18 protein-coding genes and 1 riboswitch are annotated in these 22,537 nt (G+C 73.4%); of the genes, 3 read left to right on the forward strand and 15 right to left on the reverse strand.

The window, feature by feature from the left end; all coding sequences use genetic code 11:
* Positions 1-19 precede the first annotated feature (19 nt).
* Genes cobC through cobM form a run of 6 tightly spaced genes read right to left on the reverse strand, consistent with a single transcriptional unit; the run spans position 20 to position 6,352 of the window.
* Positions 20-1,096, reverse strand: a complete 1,077-nt coding sequence (gene cobC, locus ACZ4EG_RS16550; protein ID WP_453548503.1) for an Rv2231c family pyridoxal phosphate-dependent protein CobC — start codon at positions 1,094-1,096, stop codon at positions 20-22.
* Positions 1,080-2,018, reverse strand: a complete 939-nt coding sequence (locus tag ACZ4EG_RS16555) for a sirohydrochlorin chelatase (protein WP_453548505.1) — start codon at positions 2,016-2,018, stop codon at positions 1,080-1,082. The genes cobC and ACZ4EG_RS16555 overlap by 17 nt, the downstream gene beginning before the upstream one ends.
* Complete coding sequence (locus ACZ4EG_RS16560) at positions 2,015-2,599, reverse strand: precorrin-8X methylmutase (RefSeq protein WP_453548507.1); 585 nt, start codon at positions 2,597-2,599, stop codon at positions 2,015-2,017. The genes ACZ4EG_RS16555 and ACZ4EG_RS16560 overlap by 4 nt, the downstream gene beginning before the upstream one ends.
* Positions 2,596-4,299: a precorrin-3B C(17)-methyltransferase gene (gene cobJ / locus ACZ4EG_RS16565; RefSeq protein WP_453548510.1), complete on the reverse strand. Its 1,704-nt coding sequence runs from the start codon at positions 4,297-4,299 to the stop codon at positions 2,596-2,598. Before cobJ ends, ACZ4EG_RS16560 begins: the two co-directional genes overlap by 4 nt.
* Positions 4,296-5,537 carry a precorrin-6y C5,15-methyltransferase (decarboxylating) subunit CbiE gene (cbiE, locus tag ACZ4EG_RS16570; RefSeq protein WP_453548513.1) on the reverse strand — a complete coding sequence of 414 codons (1,242 nt, stop codon included), beginning with the start codon at positions 5,535-5,537 and terminating at the stop codon, positions 4,296-4,298. The genes cobJ and cbiE overlap by 4 nt, the downstream gene beginning before the upstream one ends.
* Positions 5,534-6,352 carry a precorrin-4 C(11)-methyltransferase gene (gene cobM, locus ACZ4EG_RS16575; RefSeq protein ID WP_453548515.1) on the reverse strand — a complete coding sequence of 273 codons (819 nt, stop codon included), beginning with the start codon at positions 6,350-6,352 and terminating at the stop codon, positions 5,534-5,536. The genes cbiE and cobM overlap by 4 nt, the downstream gene beginning before the upstream one ends.
* 95 nt (positions 6,353-6,447) lie before the next feature.
* Here cobM and ACZ4EG_RS16580 point away from each other — a divergent pair, with 95 nt between their 5' ends.
* Positions 6,448-7,332, forward strand: a complete 885-nt coding sequence (locus tag ACZ4EG_RS16580; RefSeq protein WP_453548516.1) for a ZIP family metal transporter — start codon at positions 6,448-6,450, stop codon at positions 7,330-7,332.
* Positions 7,333-7,358: 26 nt separating this feature from the next.
* On the opposite strand, the gene cobI is transcribed toward ACZ4EG_RS16580, so the two are convergent.
* The 9 genes from cobI to ACZ4EG_RS16625 all read right to left on the reverse strand — a co-directional run bounded on the left by cobI (position 7,359) and on the right by ACZ4EG_RS16625 (position 20,110).
* On the reverse strand, positions 7,359-8,090 hold the full coding sequence (cobI, locus tag ACZ4EG_RS16585) for a precorrin-2 C(20)-methyltransferase (RefSeq protein WP_453548519.1): 732 nt from the start codon (positions 8,088-8,090) through the stop codon (positions 7,359-7,361).
* On the reverse strand, positions 8,087-9,472 hold the full coding sequence (locus ACZ4EG_RS16590; protein ID WP_467791080.1) for a cobyrinate a,c-diamide synthase: 1,386 nt from the start codon (positions 9,470-9,472) through the stop codon (positions 8,087-8,089). The genes cobI and ACZ4EG_RS16590 overlap by 4 nt, the downstream gene beginning before the upstream one ends.
* A complete protein-coding gene (gene cobO / locus ACZ4EG_RS16595) occupies positions 9,472-10,074 on the reverse strand; it encodes a cob(I)yrinic acid a,c-diamide adenosyltransferase (protein WP_363297343.1) in 603 nt (200 codons plus the stop codon). The genes ACZ4EG_RS16590 and cobO overlap by 1 nt, the downstream gene beginning before the upstream one ends.
* Complete coding sequence (locus ACZ4EG_RS16600) at positions 10,074-12,077, reverse strand: putative cobaltochelatase (protein WP_467791081.1); 2,004 nt, start codon at positions 12,075-12,077, stop codon at positions 10,074-10,076. The genes cobO and ACZ4EG_RS16600 overlap by 1 nt, the downstream gene beginning before the upstream one ends.
* Complete coding sequence (gene cobN / locus ACZ4EG_RS16605; RefSeq protein ID WP_467791082.1) at positions 12,074-15,727, reverse strand: cobaltochelatase subunit CobN; 3,654 nt, start codon at positions 15,725-15,727, stop codon at positions 12,074-12,076. Before cobN ends, ACZ4EG_RS16600 begins: the two co-directional genes overlap by 4 nt.
* Positions 15,724-17,256 carry a cobyric acid synthase gene (locus tag ACZ4EG_RS16610; RefSeq protein ID WP_467791083.1) on the reverse strand — a complete coding sequence of 511 codons (1,533 nt, stop codon included), beginning with the start codon at positions 17,254-17,256 and terminating at the stop codon, positions 15,724-15,726. Before ACZ4EG_RS16610 ends, cobN begins: the two co-directional genes overlap by 4 nt.
* Positions 17,253-18,203, reverse strand: a complete 951-nt coding sequence (locus tag ACZ4EG_RS16615; RefSeq protein ID WP_453548530.1) for a cobalamin biosynthesis protein — start codon at positions 18,201-18,203, stop codon at positions 17,253-17,255. Before ACZ4EG_RS16615 ends, ACZ4EG_RS16610 begins: the two co-directional genes overlap by 4 nt.
* Positions 18,204-18,304: 101 nt before the next feature.
* Positions 18,305-18,444, reverse strand: a riboswitch (cobalamin riboswitch).
* Between the two features lie 158 nt (positions 18,445-18,602).
* The gene (locus ACZ4EG_RS16620) at positions 18,603-18,830 is read right to left on the reverse strand and encodes a hypothetical protein (RefSeq protein ID WP_263207263.1); all 228 of its coding nucleotides are present in this window, start codon (positions 18,828-18,830) and stop codon (positions 18,603-18,605) included.
* Between the two features lie 32 nt (positions 18,831-18,862).
* Positions 18,863-20,110, reverse strand: a complete 1,248-nt coding sequence (locus ACZ4EG_RS16625) for an inorganic phosphate transporter (protein WP_453548532.1) — start codon at positions 20,108-20,110, stop codon at positions 18,863-18,865.
* A gap of 306 nt (positions 20,111-20,416) precedes the next feature.
* Here ACZ4EG_RS16625 and ACZ4EG_RS16630 point away from each other — a divergent pair, with 306 nt between their 5' ends.
* Together ACZ4EG_RS16630 and ACZ4EG_RS16635 are read left to right on the forward strand one after the other, a co-directional pair.
* On the forward strand, positions 20,417-21,148 hold the full coding sequence (locus tag ACZ4EG_RS16630; protein WP_467791084.1) for a class II aldolase/adducin family protein: 732 nt from the start codon (positions 20,417-20,419) through the stop codon (positions 21,146-21,148).
* 123 nt (positions 21,149-21,271) lie between these two features.
* Complete coding sequence (locus tag ACZ4EG_RS16635) at positions 21,272-22,399, forward strand: alpha/beta hydrolase family protein (RefSeq protein WP_453548536.1); 1,128 nt, start codon at positions 21,272-21,274, stop codon at positions 22,397-22,399.
* Positions 22,400-22,537: the final 138 nt, after the last annotated feature.

The raw sequence follows: 22,537 nt of genomic DNA on the forward strand, positions 1-22,537 counted from the left end.
AGCCGCCCGTCCGGCGTCCTCACCGTCCGGCCAGCGTCATGGCCTTGTCCAGGGCTTGCAGGAAGCCGTTCACCGTCGCCCGGTCCCGCACCGCGAGCCGCAGCCACTCCTCGTCCAGCCCCGGGAAGGTGTCCCCGCGCCGTACCGCATAGCCGAGGTGGCGCAGATGCCGGCGCACGGCGGCCGCCCGTGGCAGCCGTACGAGGACGAAGGGGCCCTCCGCGGGAGTCACCACCCGCAGCCCTTCCGGGGCGAACTCCTCAAGGCCCGCGACGAGATGGGCCCGGTCCGCAGCGATGCGATGGGCCGCGTGGGCCGCCTCCGCCAGGGCCCGGGGCGCCACACACGCCCGGGCCGCCGCCAGCGCGGGGGTGGACACCGGCCACAGCGGCTGGGCCCGCTCCAGTTCCGCGATCGTCTCCGGCGCCGCCAGCACGTAGCCGATCCGCAGCCCGGCCAGACCCCAGGTCTTCGTCAGACTGCGCAGCACCACCAGGCCGGGCACGTCGGTCCGCCCGGCCAGCGCCTCGCGCTCACCCGGCACCGCGTCCATGAACGCCTCGTCGACCACCAGGGTCCGCCCGGGACGGGCCAGTTCCGCGACGGCCGCCGCCGGGTGCAGCACCGACGTGGGATTCGTCGGATTGCCGATCACCACCAGGTCGGCGTCCTCGGGCACGGCCGCCGGATCCAGCCGGAAGCCGTCCTCCGCCCGCAGCAGCACCCGCTCCACGGTGTGGCCCGCGTCCCGCAGCGCCGCCTCCGGCTCCGTGAACTGCGGGTGCACGACGACCGGCAGACGCACCTTCAGCGCGCGCGCCAGCAGCACGAACGCCTCGGCCGCGCCCGCCGTCAGCAGCACCCGCTCCACCGGAACCCCGTGCCGCGCCGCCACCGCAGCCCTCGCGGCCCGCCCGTCCGGGTAGGCCGCGAGACCGGTCAGCGAATCGGTGATCCGCTCCCGCAGCCACTTCGGGGGCGTGTCGGCGCGGACGTTGACGGCGAGGTCGACCAGTGCCGATCCGTCGTCCCGGACCTCGGCGTCACCGTGGTGGCGCAGATCGTGCCCGGGGGTGTCCTCAGTGCGCATGGGCATGTCCGCCGTGGTGATGATGCCCGTGCCCGTGGTGATGGTGTCCGTCGTCGTCCGGGTGGAAGTGCGGCTGCTGCGGCAGCCCCACCTTGTCCTCGAAGCCGGGCAGCGCGATGCGGTACACGCACGAGTCGCAGTTCATCCGCAGCTCGCCCTTGACGGCCTCCTCGTACCGCTCCATCACCAGGTCGAGCAGTTCAGGCTCGGGCCCGATGACATCGGCCGAGCGCACGTCGAGTTCCGGATGCGCGGCCGCCCAGTCCTCGGTCTGCTGTCGCACCCGGTCCGGGAGGATGCCGGTGAACAGGAAGTACGGCAGCACGACGATCCGCTTCGCGCCCAGCTTCGCGCACCGGTCCAGGCCGCTCGGCACGTCCGGCGCCGCCAGCGACACGAACGCCGTCTCCACGCCCGCGTATCCGCGCCCCTCCCACAGCAGCCGGGCCGCCTTGTGCACCTCGGCGTTGGCGTCCGGGTCCGTCGAACCGCGCCCGACCAGCAGCACGGTCACCTCGGCCCGGTCCAGCGGGGTGCGCCGCCCGGCGTCGGTGCCCAGCGCCTCGTCCAGGCGCCGCTCCAGCACGTTCAGCAGCGCCGGATGCGGGCCCAGCGGACGGCCGTAGGTGTACGAGATCCCGGGGTGGCGTTCCTTCTCGCGGGCCAGCGCGGCCGGGATGTCGCCCTTGGCGTGCCCGGCGGACACCAGCATCAGCGGAACGGCGGCGAACCGGCGTACGCCCCGCTCCACCAGCTCGGTCACGGCCTCGCCCAGCGGCGGCGGGGACAGCTCGATGAAGCCTCCCGCGACGGGCAGTTCGGGGTGGCGACGCCCCAGCTCGCGCACGAAGTCGCGGAACGCCTCGGCCCCGGCGTCGTCCCGGGTGCCATGGCCGGCGATGAGCAGGGCGGGCGGCGGGGTGGTCACGCGTTCTCCTTCGAAGTCGGGTGGTACAGAAGGGCGTTGAGCGCGGCCGCGGCGACCGCCGAACCGCCCTTCTCGGACACGTTGCTGACAGCGGGCAGCCCGCTCTCGCGCAACGCGGCCTTGGACTCGGCCGCGCCGACGAAGCCGACGGGCAGGCCGATGACGAGCGCGGGGGAGACGTCCAGGGTGAGCAGCTCCTCCAGGGCGGTCGGCGCACAGCCGATCACCCAGAGGGCGCCGGGCCCGACCTGCTCGTACGCCAGCCGGACCGCGTGTGCCGAACGGGTGAGACCCGGCCCGGCCTCGGCGTCCTTGAGGCGGCAGACGGTCTCCCGCCGGGTGATCCCGGCCGCGACCATCTCCACGTCCACGACGACGGGCGCCCCGGCGTGCAGCGCGGAGTGCGCCTTCTCCAGGTCGCCCTCGTCCATGACGAGATCGCTCGCGTACTCCAGGTCGGCGGCGGAGTGGATGACCCGCTCCACCACCGCCCGGGTCAGCGGCGCGAAGTGCGAGGTGTCCAGGCGGGCGCGCAGCCGCCGGAACGACTCCTGCTCGATCGGATGAACGACACGGTTCACTTGGCCTCCTCCGGGGAGCTTTCCTGCCAGCGGTAGCCGCGCGGGGTGACCATGCGCCCCGCGATGTCCCTGGTCGCGGTGTTGCCCACGGTCACGACGGTCATCATGTCGACCGTCGCCGGGTCCAGGGCGGCCAGCGTCGTCAGCCGGCTGGACTCGTCCGGCCGCGAGGCGTTGCGCACGACACCGACCGGCGTCGTCGGCTCCCGGTGCTCCGCGAGGATCGCGAGGGCCTTCGGCAGCTGCCAGTCCCGGCCCCGGGAACGCGGGTTGTAGAACGTCACGACGATGTCCGCCGCCGCCGCGGCCCGCACCCGCCGCTCGATGACCTCCCACGGCGTGTGCAGATCGGAGAGGCTGATCGACACATGGTCGTGGCCCAGCGGCGCGCCCAGGATCGCCCCGGCCGCGAGCGCCGCGGTCACGCCCGGCACCCCGACCACGTCGATGTCGTCGGACGCCTCGGCGAGCGCCGGGGAAGCCATGGCGTACACGCCCGCGTCCCCGCTGCCGATCAGCGCGACCGCATGGCCCCGGCGGGCCTCGGCGACCGCCGTGCGCGCCCGCTCCTCCTCGGCCCCGAGGCCCGACTCCAGGATCCGGGTGCCGGGCCGCAGCAGATCGCGGATCTGGTCGACGTACTGATCGAGGCCCACGAGCACGGAGGCGCGCCGCAGTTCCGCCTGCGCACGTGGGGTCAGCAGATCGCGGGCGCCGGGACCGAGCCCGACCACCGCGAGCCGCCCGCGCCCCGGCCGCCGTACGACGGCACAGGTCGCCATCGCGGGCTGCCCGTCGGCCCGCAGCGACTTCCGCTTGGGGACGAGGAGTTCACCCCCGCGCACCAGGGCGGCGGCCTCCGCCACGGAGGGCGTGCCGACCGCGGAGAGCGGCGCGTCGGATGGGTTGGGCACCTCGACGGCCGCCAGCTCCTCGGCGGAGTACGTCACCAGGGGCACACCGAGGCGTTCGGCGGCGGCGACGATCCCGGGTTCGTCCGACTTGGCGTCGACGGTGGCGAGTTCGGCGAGGGACCCGGCCGAGAGCCCGGCGTCCCGCAGCGACGTCTCGATCAGCCCGAGCACCTCCTCGGCGGAAGCACCCCTGGACGCGCCGACGCCGACCACCAGGGACGGCGGGCGCAGCAGCACCTCGCGCTCGCCGGGTTCGACGGCACGGTCGGTCAGCCGGATCGTGTACGCGCCTTGCGCCGCCGTCGGCAGCGGAGGCAACGGCCACGGCATCTCGGCCTCCAGGGCGACGGGTTCGCCGTCCAGCAGGGCCCGCGAGACGGTCGCGACCGCCCCCTCGAAGGGGAACCCGAGGGTGTCGAGGCCCGGCAGCCCGGCGGAGTCGGTCGCGGTCGTCACCACGGGCTCGGCACCGAGCACCCCGCCCACCTCACGGGCGAGTTCATTGGCGCCGCCGCCGTGCCCGCCGACCAGCGCCACGGCGAACCGCCCGCCCTCGTCGACGCACACCACACCCGGGTCGGACGCCTTGTCACCCAGCAGCGGCGCGACGAGCCGGACCACCGCACCGGTCGCCAGGAAACACACCAACTGCTCGCACTGAGCGAACGCGGCCCGCACGGCGTCCCCGACGGGACCCTCGTACACCCGCGTCCGGTCCGGCCACGCGGCCGCCAGCCGGTCCCGCGCCGCCGCGCCCGCCGCGGTGGCGGAAATGAGGCCGATCACCGAGCAACTCCCTCGATAGGTGCTGGAAGCCGGACGCCCCACAGCAGGAACACTGGATTGGTGGCCGCGAGCCGGGTCACGTCCCCCGGCAGCGGCGCGAGCCGCGACGACTGCAGCAGCACGCCGTCGCAGGAGAACCCGGCGCCGGTGAGCGCCTCGCGCGCGGCCGGCACCCGGTCGAGCGCGGCCATCGCGATCACCACCGTGCGCCGGGCCCGCCGCGCGCACGCGGTGACGATGGCGGGCAGTTCGCGGCCCCCGCCGCCGATGAACACGGCGTCGGGATCGTCGAGTCCGGACAGCGCGGCCGGCGCCTCCCCGTGCACCACCCGCACGTCCACACCGTGCGCCGCGGCATTCGCCCGGATGTGCCCGGCCCCGTCCACGGTCTTCTCGACGGCGACGGCGGCGGCACCGAGCCGCGCGCACTCGACGGCCACGGACCCGGAGCCCGCTCCGACGTCCCAGACCAGGTCGCCCAGGCGCGGCCCCAGCCTGGCCAGCGCCAGGGCCCGCACCTCGAACTTGGTGATCATCGAATCGCGGTGCGCGAACCCGGCCTCGTCCAGCGCCCATCCGGCGGGCCCGTCGAGCCCGCCCGCGACGGTCCGTACGGCGCTCAGCGCCCGCGACTCGTCCAGACACAGCACCACGCTGACCGCCGTACCCCAGTCCCGGGCCGCCGCCTCGGCGGGCGTCACCCGCTCCACGCGCTCGCGCCGCGGATCGCCGAGCGCACTGGCCACGACCAGGACGCGGTCGCCGGACACGGCGGCGCCCAGCTCGGCCGGACCGGCACCCGGCCCGGTCAGCACGGCGACCTTGGGATGCGCCCGGCACACGTTGACGGCCGTACGCAGGTCACGCCCGTGCGCGCTGACCACGACCGCGTCGTCCCAGGGCAGCCCCAGCCGCGCGAAGGCCGTCGCCACGGAGGAGACACCGGGCCGCACATCGAGCCGCCCGGCCCCGAACCGCTCCGCCAGCGCCCGCACGATCCCGAAGAACCCGGGATCCCCGGAGGCCAGCACGACGACCCGGGCGCCCTTGTCGACATACCGCTCGACGGCGTCCAGCGCCGGTGCCAGCGGCCCGAGGACGATCCGCTCCGCCGCCTCGGGCAGCCGTACGGCGTCCAGATGCCGCCGCCCGCCGACGACCAGCGCGGCCCCGGCGAGGACGTCCTCGGGAACCGGCGCCCCGGTCCCCGTACCGACGACGGTGATCGGCGGGGTCATGTGCTCGCACCCCGCTCGCGCAGCTCCTTGCGGGCCTGCGGGTCGGCCTTGCGGTGGCCGTGGAAGTGACCGGGGTGGTAGAGGTGCGAGCGGGTGCCGTGCGCGTCCAGGGCCGGGCCGACCAGGAACAGCGTGTGCTTCCAGAGCTTGTGCTCCTTGACCGTCTCCTCCAGCGTGCCGATCGTGCACCGCACGACCAGCTCCTCCGGCCAGGTCACCTGATGGGCGACGATCACCGGCGTACTGGTCGGGTACCCGCCCTCCAGCAGCTCCCGGACCAGCTGGCCGCTGCGGGCCGCCGACAGGAAGACCGCCATGGTGGTGCCGTGGCGCGCGAACTCACGGACCTCCTCGCCGGGCGGCATCGGCGTCTTGCCGCCGCCCAGCCGGGTCAGGACGACGGACTGCGCGACCTCGGGGATGGTCAGCTCACGCCGCGCGAGGGCGGCCACGGCCGAGAAGGAGGACACGCCGGGCACGATCTCCGTGGCGATGCCGATCTCCGCGCACCGGTCGAGCTGTTCCTGCGTACCGCCCCACAGCGCCGGGTCGCCGGAGTGGATCCGGGCGACGCGCAGCCCCTCCTCCCGGGCACGCCGGTAGACGGCAACGACGTCCTCCAGGGACATGGTCGCCGAGTCGAGGATCTCCGCGTCCTCGCGCGCGTGCTGGAGGACCTCCGCCTGGACCAGGCTGGCCGCCCAGATCACGACGTCGGCCTCGGCGATGGCGCGCGCGGCACGGAACGTCAGCAGGTCGGCGGCGCCGGGGCCGGCACCGACGAAGGTCACCTTGCCGGTGGGGGCATCGGCCATGGGAAGGGGTCCTCTCATACGAAATATCACGGTGTGGGCGGGTGGCAGCGTGGCCGGATGTGCGCGATCGGGGTGCGATCGGATAGCAAAGGCCTATGGCGGTCCTTGTCGCGCTCGGCGCGTTCCTGATGACGCTGGCCGGCGGCTGGACGGCACAACGCGTGACCGACCGTCGCCACCTGGTTCTGGGCCTGGCCGGCGGTCTCATGCTGGGGGTGGTCGGCCTCGACCTGCTGCCTGAGGCCATGCGTGCGGCGGGCCGGGAGGTCTTCGGCGTACCGGCGGCCCTGTTGCTGTTCGTGGCCGGATTCCTGCTCGCCCATCTGGTGGAACGGCTGCTGGCCGCCCGGCAGGCCGCACACGGCGCCGAGGAGCGCGTTCATATGGCTGCGCCTCAGGAGCGCCTCAGCCGGTGTCGAGCGGCCGATCGTGCTCAGCCCTTCGGGCCTGCGCGTTCCCCCGAGCTCTCGGCTGCGCTCGAGCAGGGGGGACCCCCATGCCCACTCGACACCGGCGCGCCCCCGAGGCTCCGCGACCACCGCGCGCCCGAGGTGGGCCTCACGGCGGCCGCCGCGATGGTCGGCCACAGCGCCATGGACGGCGTGGCCATCGGCGCGGCCTTCCAGGTGGGCGGCGGCATGGGCGCGGCGGTCGCGCTGGCCGTGATCGCCCACGACTTCGCGGACGGCTTCAACACGTTCACCATCACCAGCCTGTACGGCAACGGCCGCCGCAAGGCGGTCGCCATGCTGGTCGCGGACGCGTGCGCGCCGGTCCTCGGCGCCCTGTTCACGGCGTTCTTCACCATCCCGGCGCCGCTGCTCGGCGGCTACCTCGCCCTGTTCGGCGGCGCGCTCCTCTATCTCGCCGCGGCCGAGATCCTCCCCGAGGCGCACCATGAGCACCCCGCCCGCTCCACCCTGCTGTGCACGGTGGCGGGCGCGGCCTTCATCTGGCTGGTGGTGGGCATCTCCGCCTGAGCCGGGCGGGGTTGCGGCCGAGTCGATCACAGCTTGCCGCCCCGCCCGCCGTCGCGCCGCGCGGGCGCGATCAGCGTGGAGAGGTACGGCAGCGGGGCCCCGTCGAGATCGCCCGCGGGCCGGATGGACTCCTCCGGCAGCCCGAGCGCCGACCCCCACACCGCGTCGTCGATCCGCCCGGTCTCCCGCAGCGCCTCGGCGACCTCCCCGGCCTGCCGCCCGAACTTGTACGCCACGACCGTCCCCGGACCGTTCAGCGCCTCCTTGAGCACGGCCGCCCCGGCGGTGACCGGAACGAGCGTCAACGGCTCGGTGCCCTCGGTCAGCACCGCCCCCGAGCGCGCCGCGAGATCCTGCATCGCGGTGATCCCCGGCACGGTCTCGACGACCGTCCCCGGCACCAGCTCCGCGATCGTCTGCGCGAGATAGGTGAAGGTCGAGTACACGTTGGGATCGCCGATGGTCGCGAAGGCGACCGAGCCCCGCTCCCGGAGCAGTTCGGCGACCCGCTCACCGGCCGCGTCCCAGGCGGCCTCGCGGCGCCCCCGGTCGGTCCGCTCGTTGAGCGCGAACACGACCCGGACGACCTTCTCCCCGGGCACGTAGTGCAGCACGGTCGCCTCGGCCCGCCCGCGTTCTCCGGAGTCCATGACCGGTACGACGACGACATCGGCCGCGCGCAGGGCGTTGACGCCCTTGACGGTCACCAGCTCCGGGTCGCCCGGCCCCACCCCGACACCGATCAGCCTGCTGCTCATGACGTCCTGCACCTCTCCACGAACCGACGGGCCGCACCGGGCACGGACGCCCAGTGCGTGTGCAGATAACTCGCGTGCACACCCTGCTGTACGAAACCTTCGACCCGCCGTCGAGGGGCGCGCACACCCCAGGCGGGAGCCGCCCCCGAGCCGGGCTCGACGACGGTCCGGTGGAACTCGTGCCCCCGCATCCGCGTTCCCGCCACGGCGAGCACGCTGTCGCTCACGGCCACGGCGTCCCGGTACCCGAGCGTGAGCCGCTCGCTCATCCGGGCGGTGGCGTCCAGCACCCCGCACATGGGCCGTCCGTCCAGCTCCCGGCACAGATAGAGCAGCCCGGCGCACTCGGCGGCCACGGGAGCGCCGGATTCCGCGAGCGCCGCGACGGCCTTCCTGAGCGGCTCGTTGGCGGACAGCTCGGCGGCGTACACCTCGGGGAAGCCGCCGCCGATCACCAAGCCGCGTGTTCCGTCGGGCAGTTGCTCGTCGCGGAGGGGGTCGAAGGTGACGACGTCGGCGCCGGCGGCGGTGAGGAGTTCGGTGTGCTCGGCGTAGGAGAAGGTGAACGCTTCTCCACCGGCGACAGCCACTACGGGCGTCGGCTTCTCGGCCGACCGAGTCGGGTGGTCATGGGTGCGCGGGGCGATGGCCTCGGCCGCGTCCCAGGCCGCACCCGACAACGCACCGGCACCACGCGCCAGCGCCATCAGCGCATCCAGATCACAGCCGTCGGAGACCTGTGCGCCCATCGCCGCGACGGCCGCTACCGCCTCCGCCCGCCGCTCGGCGACCGGCACCAGACCCAGGTGCCGCGACGGAGTGTCCACCTGCGGCGCCCGCCGCAACACCCCCAACACCGGCACCCCGACGGAGTCCAGCGCGTCCCGCAGCAGCTCCTCGTGCCGGTCCGAGGCGACCTTGTTCAGGATCACGCCCCCGACCCGCACCTCCGGATCCCAGGAGGCGAACCCGTGCACCAGCGCGGCCACCGACCGCGACTGCGACGACGCGTCCACGACCAGCACCACCGGCGCCCGAAGCAGCTTCGCCACATGGGCGGTGGACGCCAGTTCACCCTCCCCGGCGGCCCCGTCGTACAACCCCATCACCCCCTCGACGACCGCGATGTCGCAGCCGCGCGCACCGTGCGCGAACAGCGGACCGACCAGCTCCGGCCCGCACAGGTACGCGTCGAGGTTCCGCCCCACGCGCCCGGTGGCGAGCGCGTGATACCCGGGGTCGATGTAGTCGGGGCCGACCTTGTGCGGGGACACGACAAGCCCCCGCGCGGTCAGCGCGGCCATCAACCCCGTGGCGACGGTGGTCTTGCCGCTGCCCGACGAGGGCGCGGCGATGACCAGCCGGGGCACGGACGGGGACATCACCACTCGATGCCTCTCTGCCCCTTCTGACCCGCGTCCATGGGGTGCTTGACCTTGGACATGTCGGTCACCAGGTCCGCGAGGTCGAGAAGCTTCTCCGGAGCGTTCCGCCCGGTGATCACCACGTGCTGGGTCCCCGGCCGGTCGCGCAGCACCTGCACCACCTCGTCGGTGTCGACCCAGCCCCAGTGCATCGGGTACGCGAACTCGTCGAGCACGTACAGCTTGTACGTCTCGGCGGCCAGGTCCCGCTTGACCTGTTCCCAGCCCTCGCGGGCCTTCTCCTCGTTGGTCGAGTTGTCGATGTCACGCTGGACCCACGACCAGCCCTCGCCCATCTTGTGCCAGTCGACGGTCCCGCCCTCGCCGGAGGCGCCCAGCACCTTGAGCGCGTTCTCCTCGCCGACCTTCCACTTCGCCGACTTGACGAACTGGAACACCCCGATGGGCCACCCCTGGTTCCAGGCGCGCAGCGCGAGCCCGAACGCGGCGGTGGACTTCCCCTTGCCGATGCCCGTGTGGACGACGACGAGCGGCCGGTTGCGCCGCTGCCGCGTCGTCAGCCCGTCGTCCGGGATCACACTCGGCTGCCCCTGAGGCATTACGCGGCCCTCCTCGATGTCCCCTGCACATTCCTGACCAACCCGGCGATGCTGTCGGCCCGCAGCTCGTCCAGCGTCACCGCCGTACCGCCCAGCTCACCCGCGAGCTGTCCGGCGAGCCCGAGCCGCACCGGCCCCGACTCGCAGTCCACGACCACGGAGGCGACCTGCTCGGCCGCGAACAGCCGCGCCGCACGCCCCGCCAGGGCGACCGGCTCCGGACCGCCCGTGGCCCGCCCGTCGGTCACCACCACGACGAGCGCCCGGCGCGCCGGATCCCGCAGCCGCTCGACCCGCAGCACCTCGTGCGCCTTCAGCAGCCCGGCCGCCAGCGGGGTCCGCCCGCCCGTCGGCAGCGACTCCAGCCGGGCCGCCGCCGCGTCCACGGACGAGGTCGGCGGCAGCGCGACCTGCGCGTCCTTGCCGCGGAAGGTCACCAGCCCCACCTTGTCCCGCCGCTGGTAGGCGTCGAGCAGCAGCGACAGCACGGCACCCTTCACGGCGCCCATCCGCTGCCGCGCCGCCATCGACCCGGAGGCGTCGACGACGAACAGCACGAGGTTCCCCTCGCGCCCCTCGCGGGTGGCCTGCCGCAGATCGTCCCGGCGTACGACAAGTCCCGGCCCGGAGCGGCCCCGCGCCCGCTGATGCGGTGCCGCCGCCTGGACGGTGGCCGCCAGGTGCAGCTTGGACAGCTTGCCCTGCGGCCGCCGCGCCCCGGTCGTGCGCCCGTGCTCGGTCCGCGCCCGCGAACGCCGTCCGGCGGCGCCCTCGCCGATCCCGGGCACGCTCAGCACCTTCGTGCGGAAGGGCTCGGCGGCGCGGACGGGGGACCGCTCCGCGGAGCCGGACGCCTGCGGCTCGCCGCCCTCACCGGTCTCGGGCCGGGCCGCCGTGTCACCGCCCTGCGGACCGGCGTCCGGCGCGGGCTGCCCGCCGCCCCCGCCCGGTCCACCACCGTCGGGATCGGGATCGGAATCGTCGTCGCCGTCGCCGGAGAACTCCTCCAGCGTCTCGTCGAGCTTGTCCTCGTCGAGCCCCGGCGCGTCGAAGGGGTTCCGCCTGCGGCGGTGCGGCAGCGCCAGCAAGGCCGCCTGCCGTACGTCCTCGGCGAGCACATCGGTCCGCCCCGCCCAGGCCGCCAGCGCGGTCGCCGTACGCGCCATCACGATGTCGGCCCGCATGCCGTCCACCTCGAACGCGGCACAGGTGGCCGCGATCTGCCGCAGCGCGCCGTCGCCCAGCCGCACCGACGGCAGCAACTCCCGTGCCGCCACGATCCGTTGACGTACGGCGGTCTCCTCGCCGGCCCACCGCGCGGCGAAACCGTCGGGGTCGTCGTCGTAGGCGAGCCGCCGCCGTACGACCTCCACCCGCTGGTCCGGCTCCCGCGAGGCCGCGACCTCGACGGTCAGCCCGAACCGGTCGAGCAACTGCGGGCGCAGTTCCCCCTCTTCGGGGTTCATGGTGCCGACGAGCAGGAAGCGGGCGGCATGCCGCACGGAGACGCCCTCGCGCTCGACGTAGGAGGCGCCCATCGCGGCGGCGTCAAGGAGCAGGTCGACGAGATGGTCGTGGAGCAGGTTGACCTCGTCGACGTACAGGATCCCGCGGTGCGCGTCGGCGAGCAGGCCGGGCTCGAAGGCCTTCACGCCCTCGGCGAGCGCCCGCTCGATGTCCAGGGCGCCCACCAGCCGGTCCTCGGAGGCACCGACGGGCAGCTCCACCATGCGCGCCGGACGGGACTCGAACGCCCCAGGTTCGTGCGGACCGTCCGGGCAGGCGGGGTCGGGGGAGCCGGGGTCACAGGAGAAGCGGCAGCCGGAGACGACGTCGACCTCGGGCAGCAGCGCCGAAAGGGCCCGTACGGCCGTGGACTTGGCGGTGCCCTTCTCGCCGCGCACCAGCACTCCGCCGACCGCCGGCGACACGGCGTTCAGCAGCAGCGCGAGCCGCAGGTTGTCCTGACCGACGACGGCCGTGAACGGAAAGGGGGTACTCACTTCTCGTCGCCCTCCAAGTCGCCTTCCAGCTCCAGGTAGGTGGCCCGCAGCCGCTCCAGGGTGTCGGCGTCCGGCTCGGCCCACAGCCCGCGGTCGGCCGCCTCCAGCAGCCGCTCCGTGATCCCGCGCAGCGCCCAGGGGTTGGACTTCTTCATGAAGTCCCGGTTCTCCGCGTCGAAGACGTACTCGGCGCTGAGCTTCTCGTACATCCAGTCGTCCACGACGCCGGCCGTGGCGTCGTACCCGAAGAGGTAGTCGACCGTCGCCGCCATCTCGAAGGCGCCCTTGTAGCCGTGCCGCCGCATGGCCGCCATCCAGCGCGGGTTGACCACGCGGGCACGGAAGACGCGGTGCGTCTCCTCGCCCAGCGTCCGGGTCTTCACCTGGTCGGGCACGGCCGAGTCGCCGACATACGCCTCGGGGGAGGCGCCGGTCAGATGGCGGACCATGGCCACCATGCCGCCGTGGTACTGGAAGTAGTCGTCGGCGTCGACGAGGTCGTGCTCGCGGGTGTCGACGTTCTTCGCCGCCACCGCGATCCGCCGGAACGCCGTCTCCATGTCCCCGCGCGCCGCCCGCCCGTCGAGCCCCCGCCCGTAGGCGTAGCCGCCCCAGACGGCGTACACCTCGGCCAGGTCCGCGTCCGAGCGCCAGTTGCGGGCGTCGATCAGCGGCAGCAGCCCGGCGCCGTACGCCCCCGGCTTCGAGCCGAAGACCCGGGCCGTCGCGCGCCGCCGGTCGCCGTGCTCGGCGGTGTCCTCGTCGGCGTGGGCGCGCACGAAGTTCCGCTCGGTGGGCTCGGCCAGCTCGGCCACCGCCCGCACCGCGTCGTCGATCAACCCGACGACGTGCGGGAACGCGTCCCGGAAGAAGCCCGAGATACGGACCGTGACGTCGATGCGCGGCCGGCCGAGCTCCTCCAGGGACACGATCTCGAAGCCCGTGACCCGGCGCGAGGCGTCGTCCCACACCGGGCGGCAGCCCAGCAGCGCCAGGATCTCGGCGATGTCGTCGCCCTGGGTGCGCATCGCGGATGTGCCCCAGACCGTCAGACCGACGGACTTCGGGTACTCGCCCGTGTCCTGCAGATACCGCTGCACCAGCGAGTCGGCGAGCGACTGGCCGACCTCCCAGCTCAGCCGGGACGGAATGGCCTTGGGGTCGACGGAGTAGAAGTTCCGGCCGGTCGGCAGGACGTTGACCAGGCCGCGGGTGGGGGAGCCAGAGGGTCCGGCGGGGACGTAACCGCCGTTCAGCGCCCGGAGGATGTGGCCGATCTCGTCGGTGGTCCGCGCCAGGCGCGGTACGACCTCGGCGCAGGCGAACTCCAGCACGGCGACGGCGTCGGGGAGTTCGGTGCCGAGGACGTCACGGACGAGGCCCGGGACCGCCGCGCCGTCCCAGCCGCGTTCCTCCATCCCCTCCGCGAACCGCCGGCACAGCTGCTCCAGCAGATCGATCGCGTCGGCGGCCGTACGGGACGGCCCCTCGACCAGGTCCGTCAGCTCCACCGGCACCTTCACCGGCGTGCCCGGCTCGGCGAGCAGTTCCTTCTCGACGAGCCCGAAGTGCTCGGCGAGCGAGGCCCGCAGCCCCGGCAGGGCGTTCGCCTGCCCGCCCCACACCTGAGAGGCGCGCAGCACGGCGAGGACCAGGTTGACGCGCGGCTCCGCGACCGGTCCGCCACCGAGGATGTGCAGACCGTCGCGGATCTGCACGTCCTTGATCTCGCACAGATAGCCGTCGATGTGCATGACGAACGAGTCGAAGTCGTCGTCCTCGGGCTGCTCGTCCACGTGCAGGTCGTGGTGCAGCTCGGCCGCCTTGACCAGCGTCCAGATCTGCGCCCGTACGGCGGGCGCCTTGGTCGGGTCCAGGTCGGAGACCAGCGCGTACTCGTCGAGCAGCTGCTCCAGCTTGGCGAGGTCGCCGTAGGTGTCGGCGCGGGCCATCGGCGGCACGAGGTGGTCGACGACCGTGGCGTGCCCGCGCCGCTTGGCCTGGGTGCCCTCGCCGGGGTCGTTGACGATGAAGGGGTAGATCAGCGGCAGGTCGCCGAGGACCGCGTCCGGCGCGCAGCCCTTGCCGAGCCCGAGCCCCTTGCCCGGCAGCCACTCCATCGTGCCGTGCTTGCCCATGTGCACGATCGCGTCCGCGCCGAAGCTGTTCTCCAGCCAGCGGTAGGCGGCCATGTAGTGGTGCGACGGCGGCATGTCCGGGTCGTGGTAGATCGCGATCGGGTTCTCGCCGAAGCCGCGCGGCGGCTGGATCATCACGACGACGTTCCCGAACCGGAGGGAGGCGAGGACGATGTCGTCGCCGTCGACGTACAGGGAGCCCGGCGGCTCGCCCCACGCCTCCAGCATGCCGTCCCGCAGCTCGGGGTCGAGCTTGTCGAACCACGCCCGGTAGTCGGCAAGCGGCACGCGCGCGGGCGCCGCGGCCAGCTGTTCCTCGGTGAGCCATTCGACGTCGTGGCCGCCGGCCTCGATGAGCCGGTGGATCAACTCGTCGCCGTTGTCGGGGTATTCGGTGAGGGAGTAGCCGGCGTCCCGCAGCGCGTCGAGGACCCGGACCGCGGAGGCCGGGGTGTCGAGGCCCACCGCGTTGCCGACGCGCGAGTGCTTGGTCGGGTAGGCGGTGAAGACCAGCGCGACCTTCTTGTCCGCGTTCGGCTTGTGCTTCAACTGCGCGTGCCGTACGGCGATTCCGGCGACGCGCCCGGCCCGCTCGGGGTCGGCGATGTACACCGGGACGTCGTCCGGACCCTGCTCCTTGAAGGAGAACGGCACGGTGATGAGACGGCCGTCGAACTCGGGGATCGCGACCTGCATCGCCGCGTCCATGGGGGAGAGGGCGGCGTCGGACGCGTCCCACGTGGCACGGGAGGAGGTCAGACAGAGCCCTTGCAGCACCGGGATGTCGAGGTCGGCGAGCGCCCCGATGTCCCAGGCCTCCTCGTCGCCGCCCGCCGAGGCCTGCGAGGCGTGGGTGCCGCCGGCGGCGAGGACCGTGGCGACCAGGGCGTCGGCCCGGCCGAGGATCTCGTACAGCCCGGCGTCGGCGCCGCGCAGCGAACCGCAGTACACGGGAAGGGCGTTGGCGCCCCGCGCCTCGATCGCGTCGCACAGCGTGTCGACGAAGGCGGTGTTGCCGCTCAGTTCATGGGCCCGGTAGAAGAGCACGCCGACGGTGGGCCGGCCCTCGACGAGGGCACGTTCGCCGTGGACGCCGTACTCGGGCATCTTCCGCGGCTCGTCGAAGCCCTCGCCCGTGAGCAGCACGGTGTCGGACAGGAAGCGCGCCAGTTCGGTGAGGTTGGCGGGCCCGCCCTCGACGAGATAGCGCAGCGCCTCGGCCACGACACCGGCCGGCACGGACGACTCGGCCATCAACTCGGCGTCGGGCACCGCCTCCCCGCCCAGCAGCACGGTTGGGATCCCGGCGGCTTTCAACGCGGCGAGCCCCTCCTCCCAGGCCCGCTTGCCGCCGAGCAGCCGTACGACGGCGAGGTCGGCCTGCCGGAGGAGTTCCGGAAGCTCCTCGGTGACGTCGACCCGGGTCGGGTTGCCGATCAGGTAGGACGCGCCGGAGGCCCGGGCCGCCAGCAGATCGGTGTCGGCGGTCGACAACAACAACACTGTGCTCATGCGGGCGCTCCCGGTGGAATGAAGGGCAGTCCTTGCGGCGCGCCCGACTCGATGAGCCGCCAGAGCGCGTCCGTGTCCGCGTGCTGTTCGATCAGGTCGCCGAGCCGGTCGAGCTGCTCCTCGCGCAGCGCGGCGAACGAGGTGTCGGGCGCCGGTACGAAGCGGCGGCCCGCGGCGGCCGCCACCTCGCGCAGGAAGGCCCGCCGGAAACCGTCCGACTCCAGGGAGCCGTGCCAGTGCGTGCCCCAGGTCTGACCGACTCGGCAGCCGTCCAGGCTGTGTCCACTGCCGTCGGAGAAGAACGTCTCCCCGCCGTGGATGTCGGCGACCCCGTGGTGGATCTCGTACCCCTCGACGTGCTCGCCGAGGGCTTCGCCGACGGGCCGGGTGAGGGTCTTCTCCCTGGCGAACCGCACCCGCACGGGCAGGATCCCGAGCCCGTCCACGTGCCCCTCGCGGCTCTCGACGTCGTCCTCGATGTGCTCGCCGAGCACCTGGAAGCCGCCGCAGATGCCGAGAACGGGCCGGCCCTCGTGAGCCCTTGTGATGATGGCGTCCGTCAGTCCCCGCTCCCGCAGCCACTCCAGCGCCCGGACCGTGCCCCGGGTGCCCGGGATCACGACGAGGTCGGCGTCGGCGAGTTCCTCCGGCCGGTCCACGAACCGCACGACGACACCGGGCTCGGCGGCCAGGGCGTCCACATCGGTGAAGTTGGACATGAGCGGGATCGCGCAGACGGCGACCCGCAGCACGTCCTTACCGACGGGCGGCGCGACGGACGACTCGCGCACGGTGCCGCGCAGCGAGACGCGGAGCCCGTCCTCCTCGTCGATGCCGAGCCCGTGCCGGAACGGCAGCACTCCGTAGGTGTGCCGCCCGGTGAGCCCGTGCAGCATGTCGAGCCCCGGCTCCAGCAGGGACACGTCCCCACGGAACTTGTTCACGAGGAATCCGGCGACCAGTTCCTGGTCCTCGGGCGAGAGCAGGGCCACGGTCCCGAAGAAGGAGGCGAAGACGCCCCCGCGGTCGATGTCGCCGACGACGAGCACGGGCAGCCGGGCATTGCGCGCGATCCCCATGTTCACGATGTCGGTCCGCCGCAGATTGATCTCGGCGGGAGAGCCGGCCCCCTCACAGATCACCGCGTCATACGTGCCCCGCAATTCGGCGAGACAGTCGAGAACGGTTCCGAGAAGTCTCTGCTGCCGGCCCCCGTGATAGCCGCGGGCGCTCAACTCGCCCACCGGCTTCCCCAGCAGCACGACTTGGCTGCTCTGCTCACCACCGGGCTTGAGCAGCACGGGATTCATCAGCGCGCTGGGCTCCACCCGGCACGCCTGGGCCTGCATGGCCTGCGCCCGTCCGATCTCGGCGCCCTCGCGCGTCACGAACGAGTTGAGGGACATGTTCTGCGCCTTGAAGGGCGCGACCTTGACGCCCTGTCGCACCAGCCACCGGCAGATCCCCGCCGTCACGACGCTCTTGCCCGCGTCGGAGGTGGTGCCGGCGACGAGCAGACCACCGTTCATGACGTGCCCCCCTTTGCCTTGCTTACGACGGCGCGCGCGGCGACCCCGACGCCGAGCGCGAGCAGACCGACCCGACGGGAGAGCCGTACGGCCCGGTCGATGTCCTCGGTGGCCACGGCGCGGCCGCCACCGTTGAGCACGGGCCGGTGCTCGACCCGCCCTCCGTAGGAGAGGGTTCCGCCGAGCCGCACGCCCAGGGCCCCCGCGAAGGAGGCCTCGACGGGACCGGCGTTGGGGCTGGGATGCCGGCGTGCGTCGGCCCGCCAGGCACGCAGGGCGCCGCCCGGATCCGGGCCCGCGGCGGCGGCCAGTACGGCGGTGAGGCGGGCCCCCGGCCATCCGGCGACGTCGTCGAGCCGGGCGGAGGCCCACCCGTAGCGCCGGTACCGGGCGGACTTGTGCCCGACCATGGCGTCAAGGGTGTTGACCGCGCGGAACCCGAGCAGTCCGGGCACGCCGCCCACGGCGCCCCACACCAGCGCCCCTACGACGGCGTCGGACGTGTTCTCCGCGACGGACTCGACCACGGCCCGGGCGATCCCGTCGGTGTCGAGCGCCTGCGGATCGCGTCCGCAGAGGTGAGGCAGCCGGGCACGGGCCCCTGCCACGTCGCCCGCCTCCAGGGCACGCCCGACGGCCCGGGCCTCCCGGGCGAGCGAAGTCCCCCCGACCACGGCCCAGGTGGCGGCAGCGGTGAGCGCGACGGAGGCGGTGGGGGAGGGACGTACGGCTCGGCGGGCGAGGGCGCCGAGGGCCACGGCCCCACCGACGCACGCGGCGGTGTGCAGGGCGCCCCAGCCGCGGTGGTCCCGCCACAGCACCCGCTCCACGGCACTCGCCGCACGCCCGAACGCGGCGACCGGATGCCCGCGGCGTGGATCGCCCAGGAGAAGGTCACCGAGGAGGCCGGCGGAGGCGCCGTACGCGAAGACGCGATCGGCACGCATCGGCTCAGCCGGCCGTGGGGTCGAGCAGCGACCTGGTGCTGTACCTCAATCGGCAGCCGAGCATGGCGATATGTCCTCACTCAGGGTGTCCGCGCCCTGGTTCGACGAGACCGGCGGTGGGAGTTCCTGGCTTCCGGAGAGTTCTTCCCCGGTGACAGTGGCGGGACCGCGCCGGATTCACACCGGCTTCCTCCCTTGCCGCCGTACATGGCTCCGGCAGTCCACCACGCCCCCGGAAGGGCCGTCAACTTGCCGTTGACCTGCAAGGGGAGAGTGTGCTGAGACCCACACCGGCGCTGCGCGGGCGGGTGTGGGGGCACGCGAAAAGGCTCCTCCCCGAAGTATCGGGGAGGAGCCCGGTAAAGCTCGGTCAGGCCTTGGCCATGAGCTGGGCCGGGGTCAGGCCTTGGCCATGATCAGGTAGATGCCGTACGCCACCGCCGCCGCGCAGGCCGCGAAGCAGACGTACGCTCCGGTGACCGCGAGGGGGGCGGAGCCGCCCTGGGCCGTGGCGCGCTCGCGGTGCGCGAGGCCCTTGACGCCCAGGGTGAACAGGGCCACGAGGCCCACGGTGACCACGAGGCTGACGCCGAAGACGGAGCCGAGGGCTGCCCAGTCGATCTTCATGGTGATGCTTCCTTAGTAACCGGGTCTCGGGGTCAGACGGTGGCGGCCGGAGGGGCGGCCGGGTCGGTGGCGGGGGCGGTCGCGGGGGACGGGATGGTGGCCGTCAGGTCCTCGGTCACGGTGCCCGCCGGGGGCGGCGTCACGGCGGCCATCGCCGTGGTCACCACACCGGCCGGCTCCTCGGTGTCGTTGACGTTGCTGTGGTCGACCACCAGGCGACGCGAGAGCTTCCAGATCGCGGCGCTGGAGGCGATCAGGAAGACGGCGACGACCGCGGTGCCCCAGTTGCCCAGGTCGGTCACGGACTCCGCGAGCGCAGCGACCAGGGCGGCCGCCGGCAGGGTCAGCGCCCAGGCCACGACCATGCGGGTCGCGGTGGACCAGCGGACCACGCCGCCCTTGCGGCCCATGCCCGCGCCCATCACGGAGCCGGAGACGGCGTGCGTGGTGGAGAGGGAGAAGCCCAGGTGGGAGGAGGCCAGGATGACCGTCGCGGCGCTGGTCTGGGCGGAGAAGCCCTGCTGCGGCTGAAGGTCGGTCAGGCCCTTGCCCATGGTGCGGATGATGCGCCAGCCGCCGATGTAGGTGCCGAGCGCGATGGCGAGGCCGGCGGAGAGGATCACCCAGACGGGAGGGTTGGAGTCGGGGGCGATGGCGCCGCCGGCGATCAGCGCGAGGGTGATGATGCCCATCGTCTTCTGCGCGTCGTTGGTGCCGTGGGCGAGGGAGACGAGACCGGCGGAGGCGATCTGGCCGGCGCGGTAGCCCTTGCGGGTGGCCGCGCTGTCGGCGTCCTTGCTCAGCCCGTAGGAGAACCTCGTGGCGAGCATGGCGGCCACGCCGGCGACGATCGGGGCCGCGACGGCCGGGATCAGGACCTTGGTGACGAGCACGTCGCCGTGGACGGCGCCGGTGCCGGCCGACGCGATCGTCGCGCCGATCAGACCACCCATCAGGGCATGCGAGGAGCTGGACGGGAGCCCGACCAGCCAGGTCAGCAGGTTCCAGAGGATCGCGCCGACCAGGGCGGCGAAGATGACCTCGGGACGGATGCCGGTCTCGTCGACGAGACCCTTGGAGATCGTGTTGGCGACCTCCACGGAGAGGAAGGCGCCTACAAGGTTGAGCGCGGCGGACATGGCCACCGCGACCTTGGGCTTGAGCGCACCGGTCGAGATGGTCGTGGCCATCGCGTTGGCGGTGTCGTGGAAACCGTTCGTGAAATCAAACGCGAGTGCGGTTACCACCACAATCGCGAGGATCAGCGAGAAGTTTTCCATTTACCCAGGCAATCGTTCAGAGGACGTCATTGGCTGGTTGACCGTAGGCAACCTGGGTGAACGGAAGGTGAACTGAGGCAGGACTCGGGGTGTCGCAAACGAGGGGTCGCCGCTCCAGTGCGGCCCGCTCCGGCCCGGCGGCCCAGACGCCCCTTGACCAGTTGCCCCGGGCGGACGACCTCAGCCGGTTCAACGGCCCGTCGAAGAGACTTTGGTCACCCGGCAGACGGCCTGGTGGGACGGGACGTCGTGTCCCTTCGGCAGGCCCGCCGTGGACGCCGGGGCGCCGGCTGGCAGGATCGCCGCATGGCTGAGCAGCGGCGGGACCAGCGGGACGAACGGGATGACCGGGAGGGCACACCGCTTGTGCCGGAGGTACGGAGGAGGTCTGTGTCCGACGGGGAGGCGCACGCCTGGGAGGCGCTCGTCGCGACAGCCCGCCGGACCGTGTCCGACGGCCTGGTCGTCGGCACCTCCGGCAATGTGTCCGTGCGCGTCGGCGACACCGTGCTGGTCACGCCGTCGGGCGTGCCCTACGACCGGCTGACGCCGGACGACGTGACCGGGGTGGACCTCGCCAGGCGGCAGGTGCTCGGCACCCTCGTCCCGACCAGCGAGCTGCCCATGCATCTCGCCGTCTACCGCACCACCGACGCCCGCGCCGTCGTGCACACCCACGCCGTCCACGCGACCGCCGTCTCGACGCTCGTCACCGAACTCCCGTCGATCCACTACATGACCGGCGCCCTCGGCGGCCCCGTCAGGGTTGCCCCCTATGCGACGTACGGCACCGACGAGTTGGCCGAGAACATGCTCCAGGCCCTCGCCGACCGCTCGGGCTGTCTCCTCCAGAACCACGGCACCCTCACCTACGGCACCTCCCTCGACCAGGCCTACGACCGCACCGCCCAGCTGGAGTGGATGTGCCGGCTGTGGCTGACGGCGTCATCGGTACCCGGCCTGACACCGTCGCTGCTGTCGGAGCGGCAGCTGGCCGAGGCCGGGGAGCGGCTGCGGGCATACGGCCAGCGCCGCTGACGGCCGTCGGGACGGTCCGGCGCCCTCCGGGAACACCCGGTGCCACCGGCCGAAAACCGCAGGTGTCACCGGACGGGCCTGCGCCCACTGGCCGGTGACCGCGTCCGCCGGGACACTGGAGGGGTGCGCACTGTCACAGCGACGGCCGCAGCCGTCACCGCGGTCCTGGCGGCCGGCGCGGCCGGCGTCGCCGCCGGGCGGATAGCCAGCGACGCCGCACTCAAGGCGCCGCCCGGCCGGCCACTGCCCACCGAGCCCCGGCTCACCGTGCACGGCACCGCCGCGGGCCGGATCACGCTCACCCGCGACCTGGCCTCCCTGCGCCCCGGCCTCTACGGCCTGTCCGGCGACGGCTCGCACGCTGTCGTCGGACCCGTCCTGGAGTCCGCCGAGCACAAGGCCGACACCGTCGTACGCCGCCTGGAACGGGTCACGCACGGCACCCTCGACTCCGGCGACAGGGTCTGGCTCACCCCGAACGTGCACGTCGGCAACCCGAGCACCGCCCTCGGCCTCGACCACGCCGACATCGACGTGCCCGGCGAACTCGGCGCCCTGCCCGCCTGGTTCGTGCCCGGGTACCGGGACACCTGGGTGATCACCGTGCACGGCCTGGGCACCACCCGCGAGCACCCCATGAACGTCATGGGGTTCCTGCACCACCGGCGCCTCCCGGTGCTCGACCTCGCCTACCGCGGCGACCTCGGCGCACCCCGCCCGCCGGACGGACTCAACCACCTCGGCGAGACCGAATGGCGCGACCTGGACGCGGCGATCCGCTACGCCGTCCGGTACGGCGCGCGCCGCGTCGTCCTGTACGGCTGGTCCACCGGCGCCACCATGGCGCTGCGCGCCGCCCTGCACTCCCCGGTGCGCGACCACGTCGCCGGTCTGGTCCTCGACTCGCCGGTCCTCAGCTGGGAGGCCACGCTGCGCGCCCTGGCCACGGCCCGGCACACCCCGGAGGCCCTGTTGCCGCTCGCGGTGCGCGCCGCCCAGGGCCGCGCCGGTCTGCACGCCGACCATGTCGCCGAGACCGCGGACCCCGACCAGCTCAGGGTGCCCACCCTGATCATCCATGGCCCGGACGACGAGGTGGCCCCCTGGGCCCACTCCCGCCGGCTCGCCGCCCGCCGCCCCGACCGCGTCGCCCTCCATACGGTGCCGCACGCCCCGCACGCGGCGATGTGGAACGCCGACCCGAAGGAGTACGAGGAGCGGCTGCGCCGTTTCCTGACCCCGCTGATGTGAGGTTTCCCGCACTCTCCCGCCTGCCGGGCTCCCGGGCCGCAAGCCCGGTCCCGGCCGTTCCGTTTAAGGCCGTACTACTGGCCTGAACCCGCCTCCCCGGCCCCCGCCGGAGCGCGTGCGTTGGCCAGCCCCGTCGCC

The organism is Streptomyces sp. NPDC025638 (assembly GCF_055558775.1).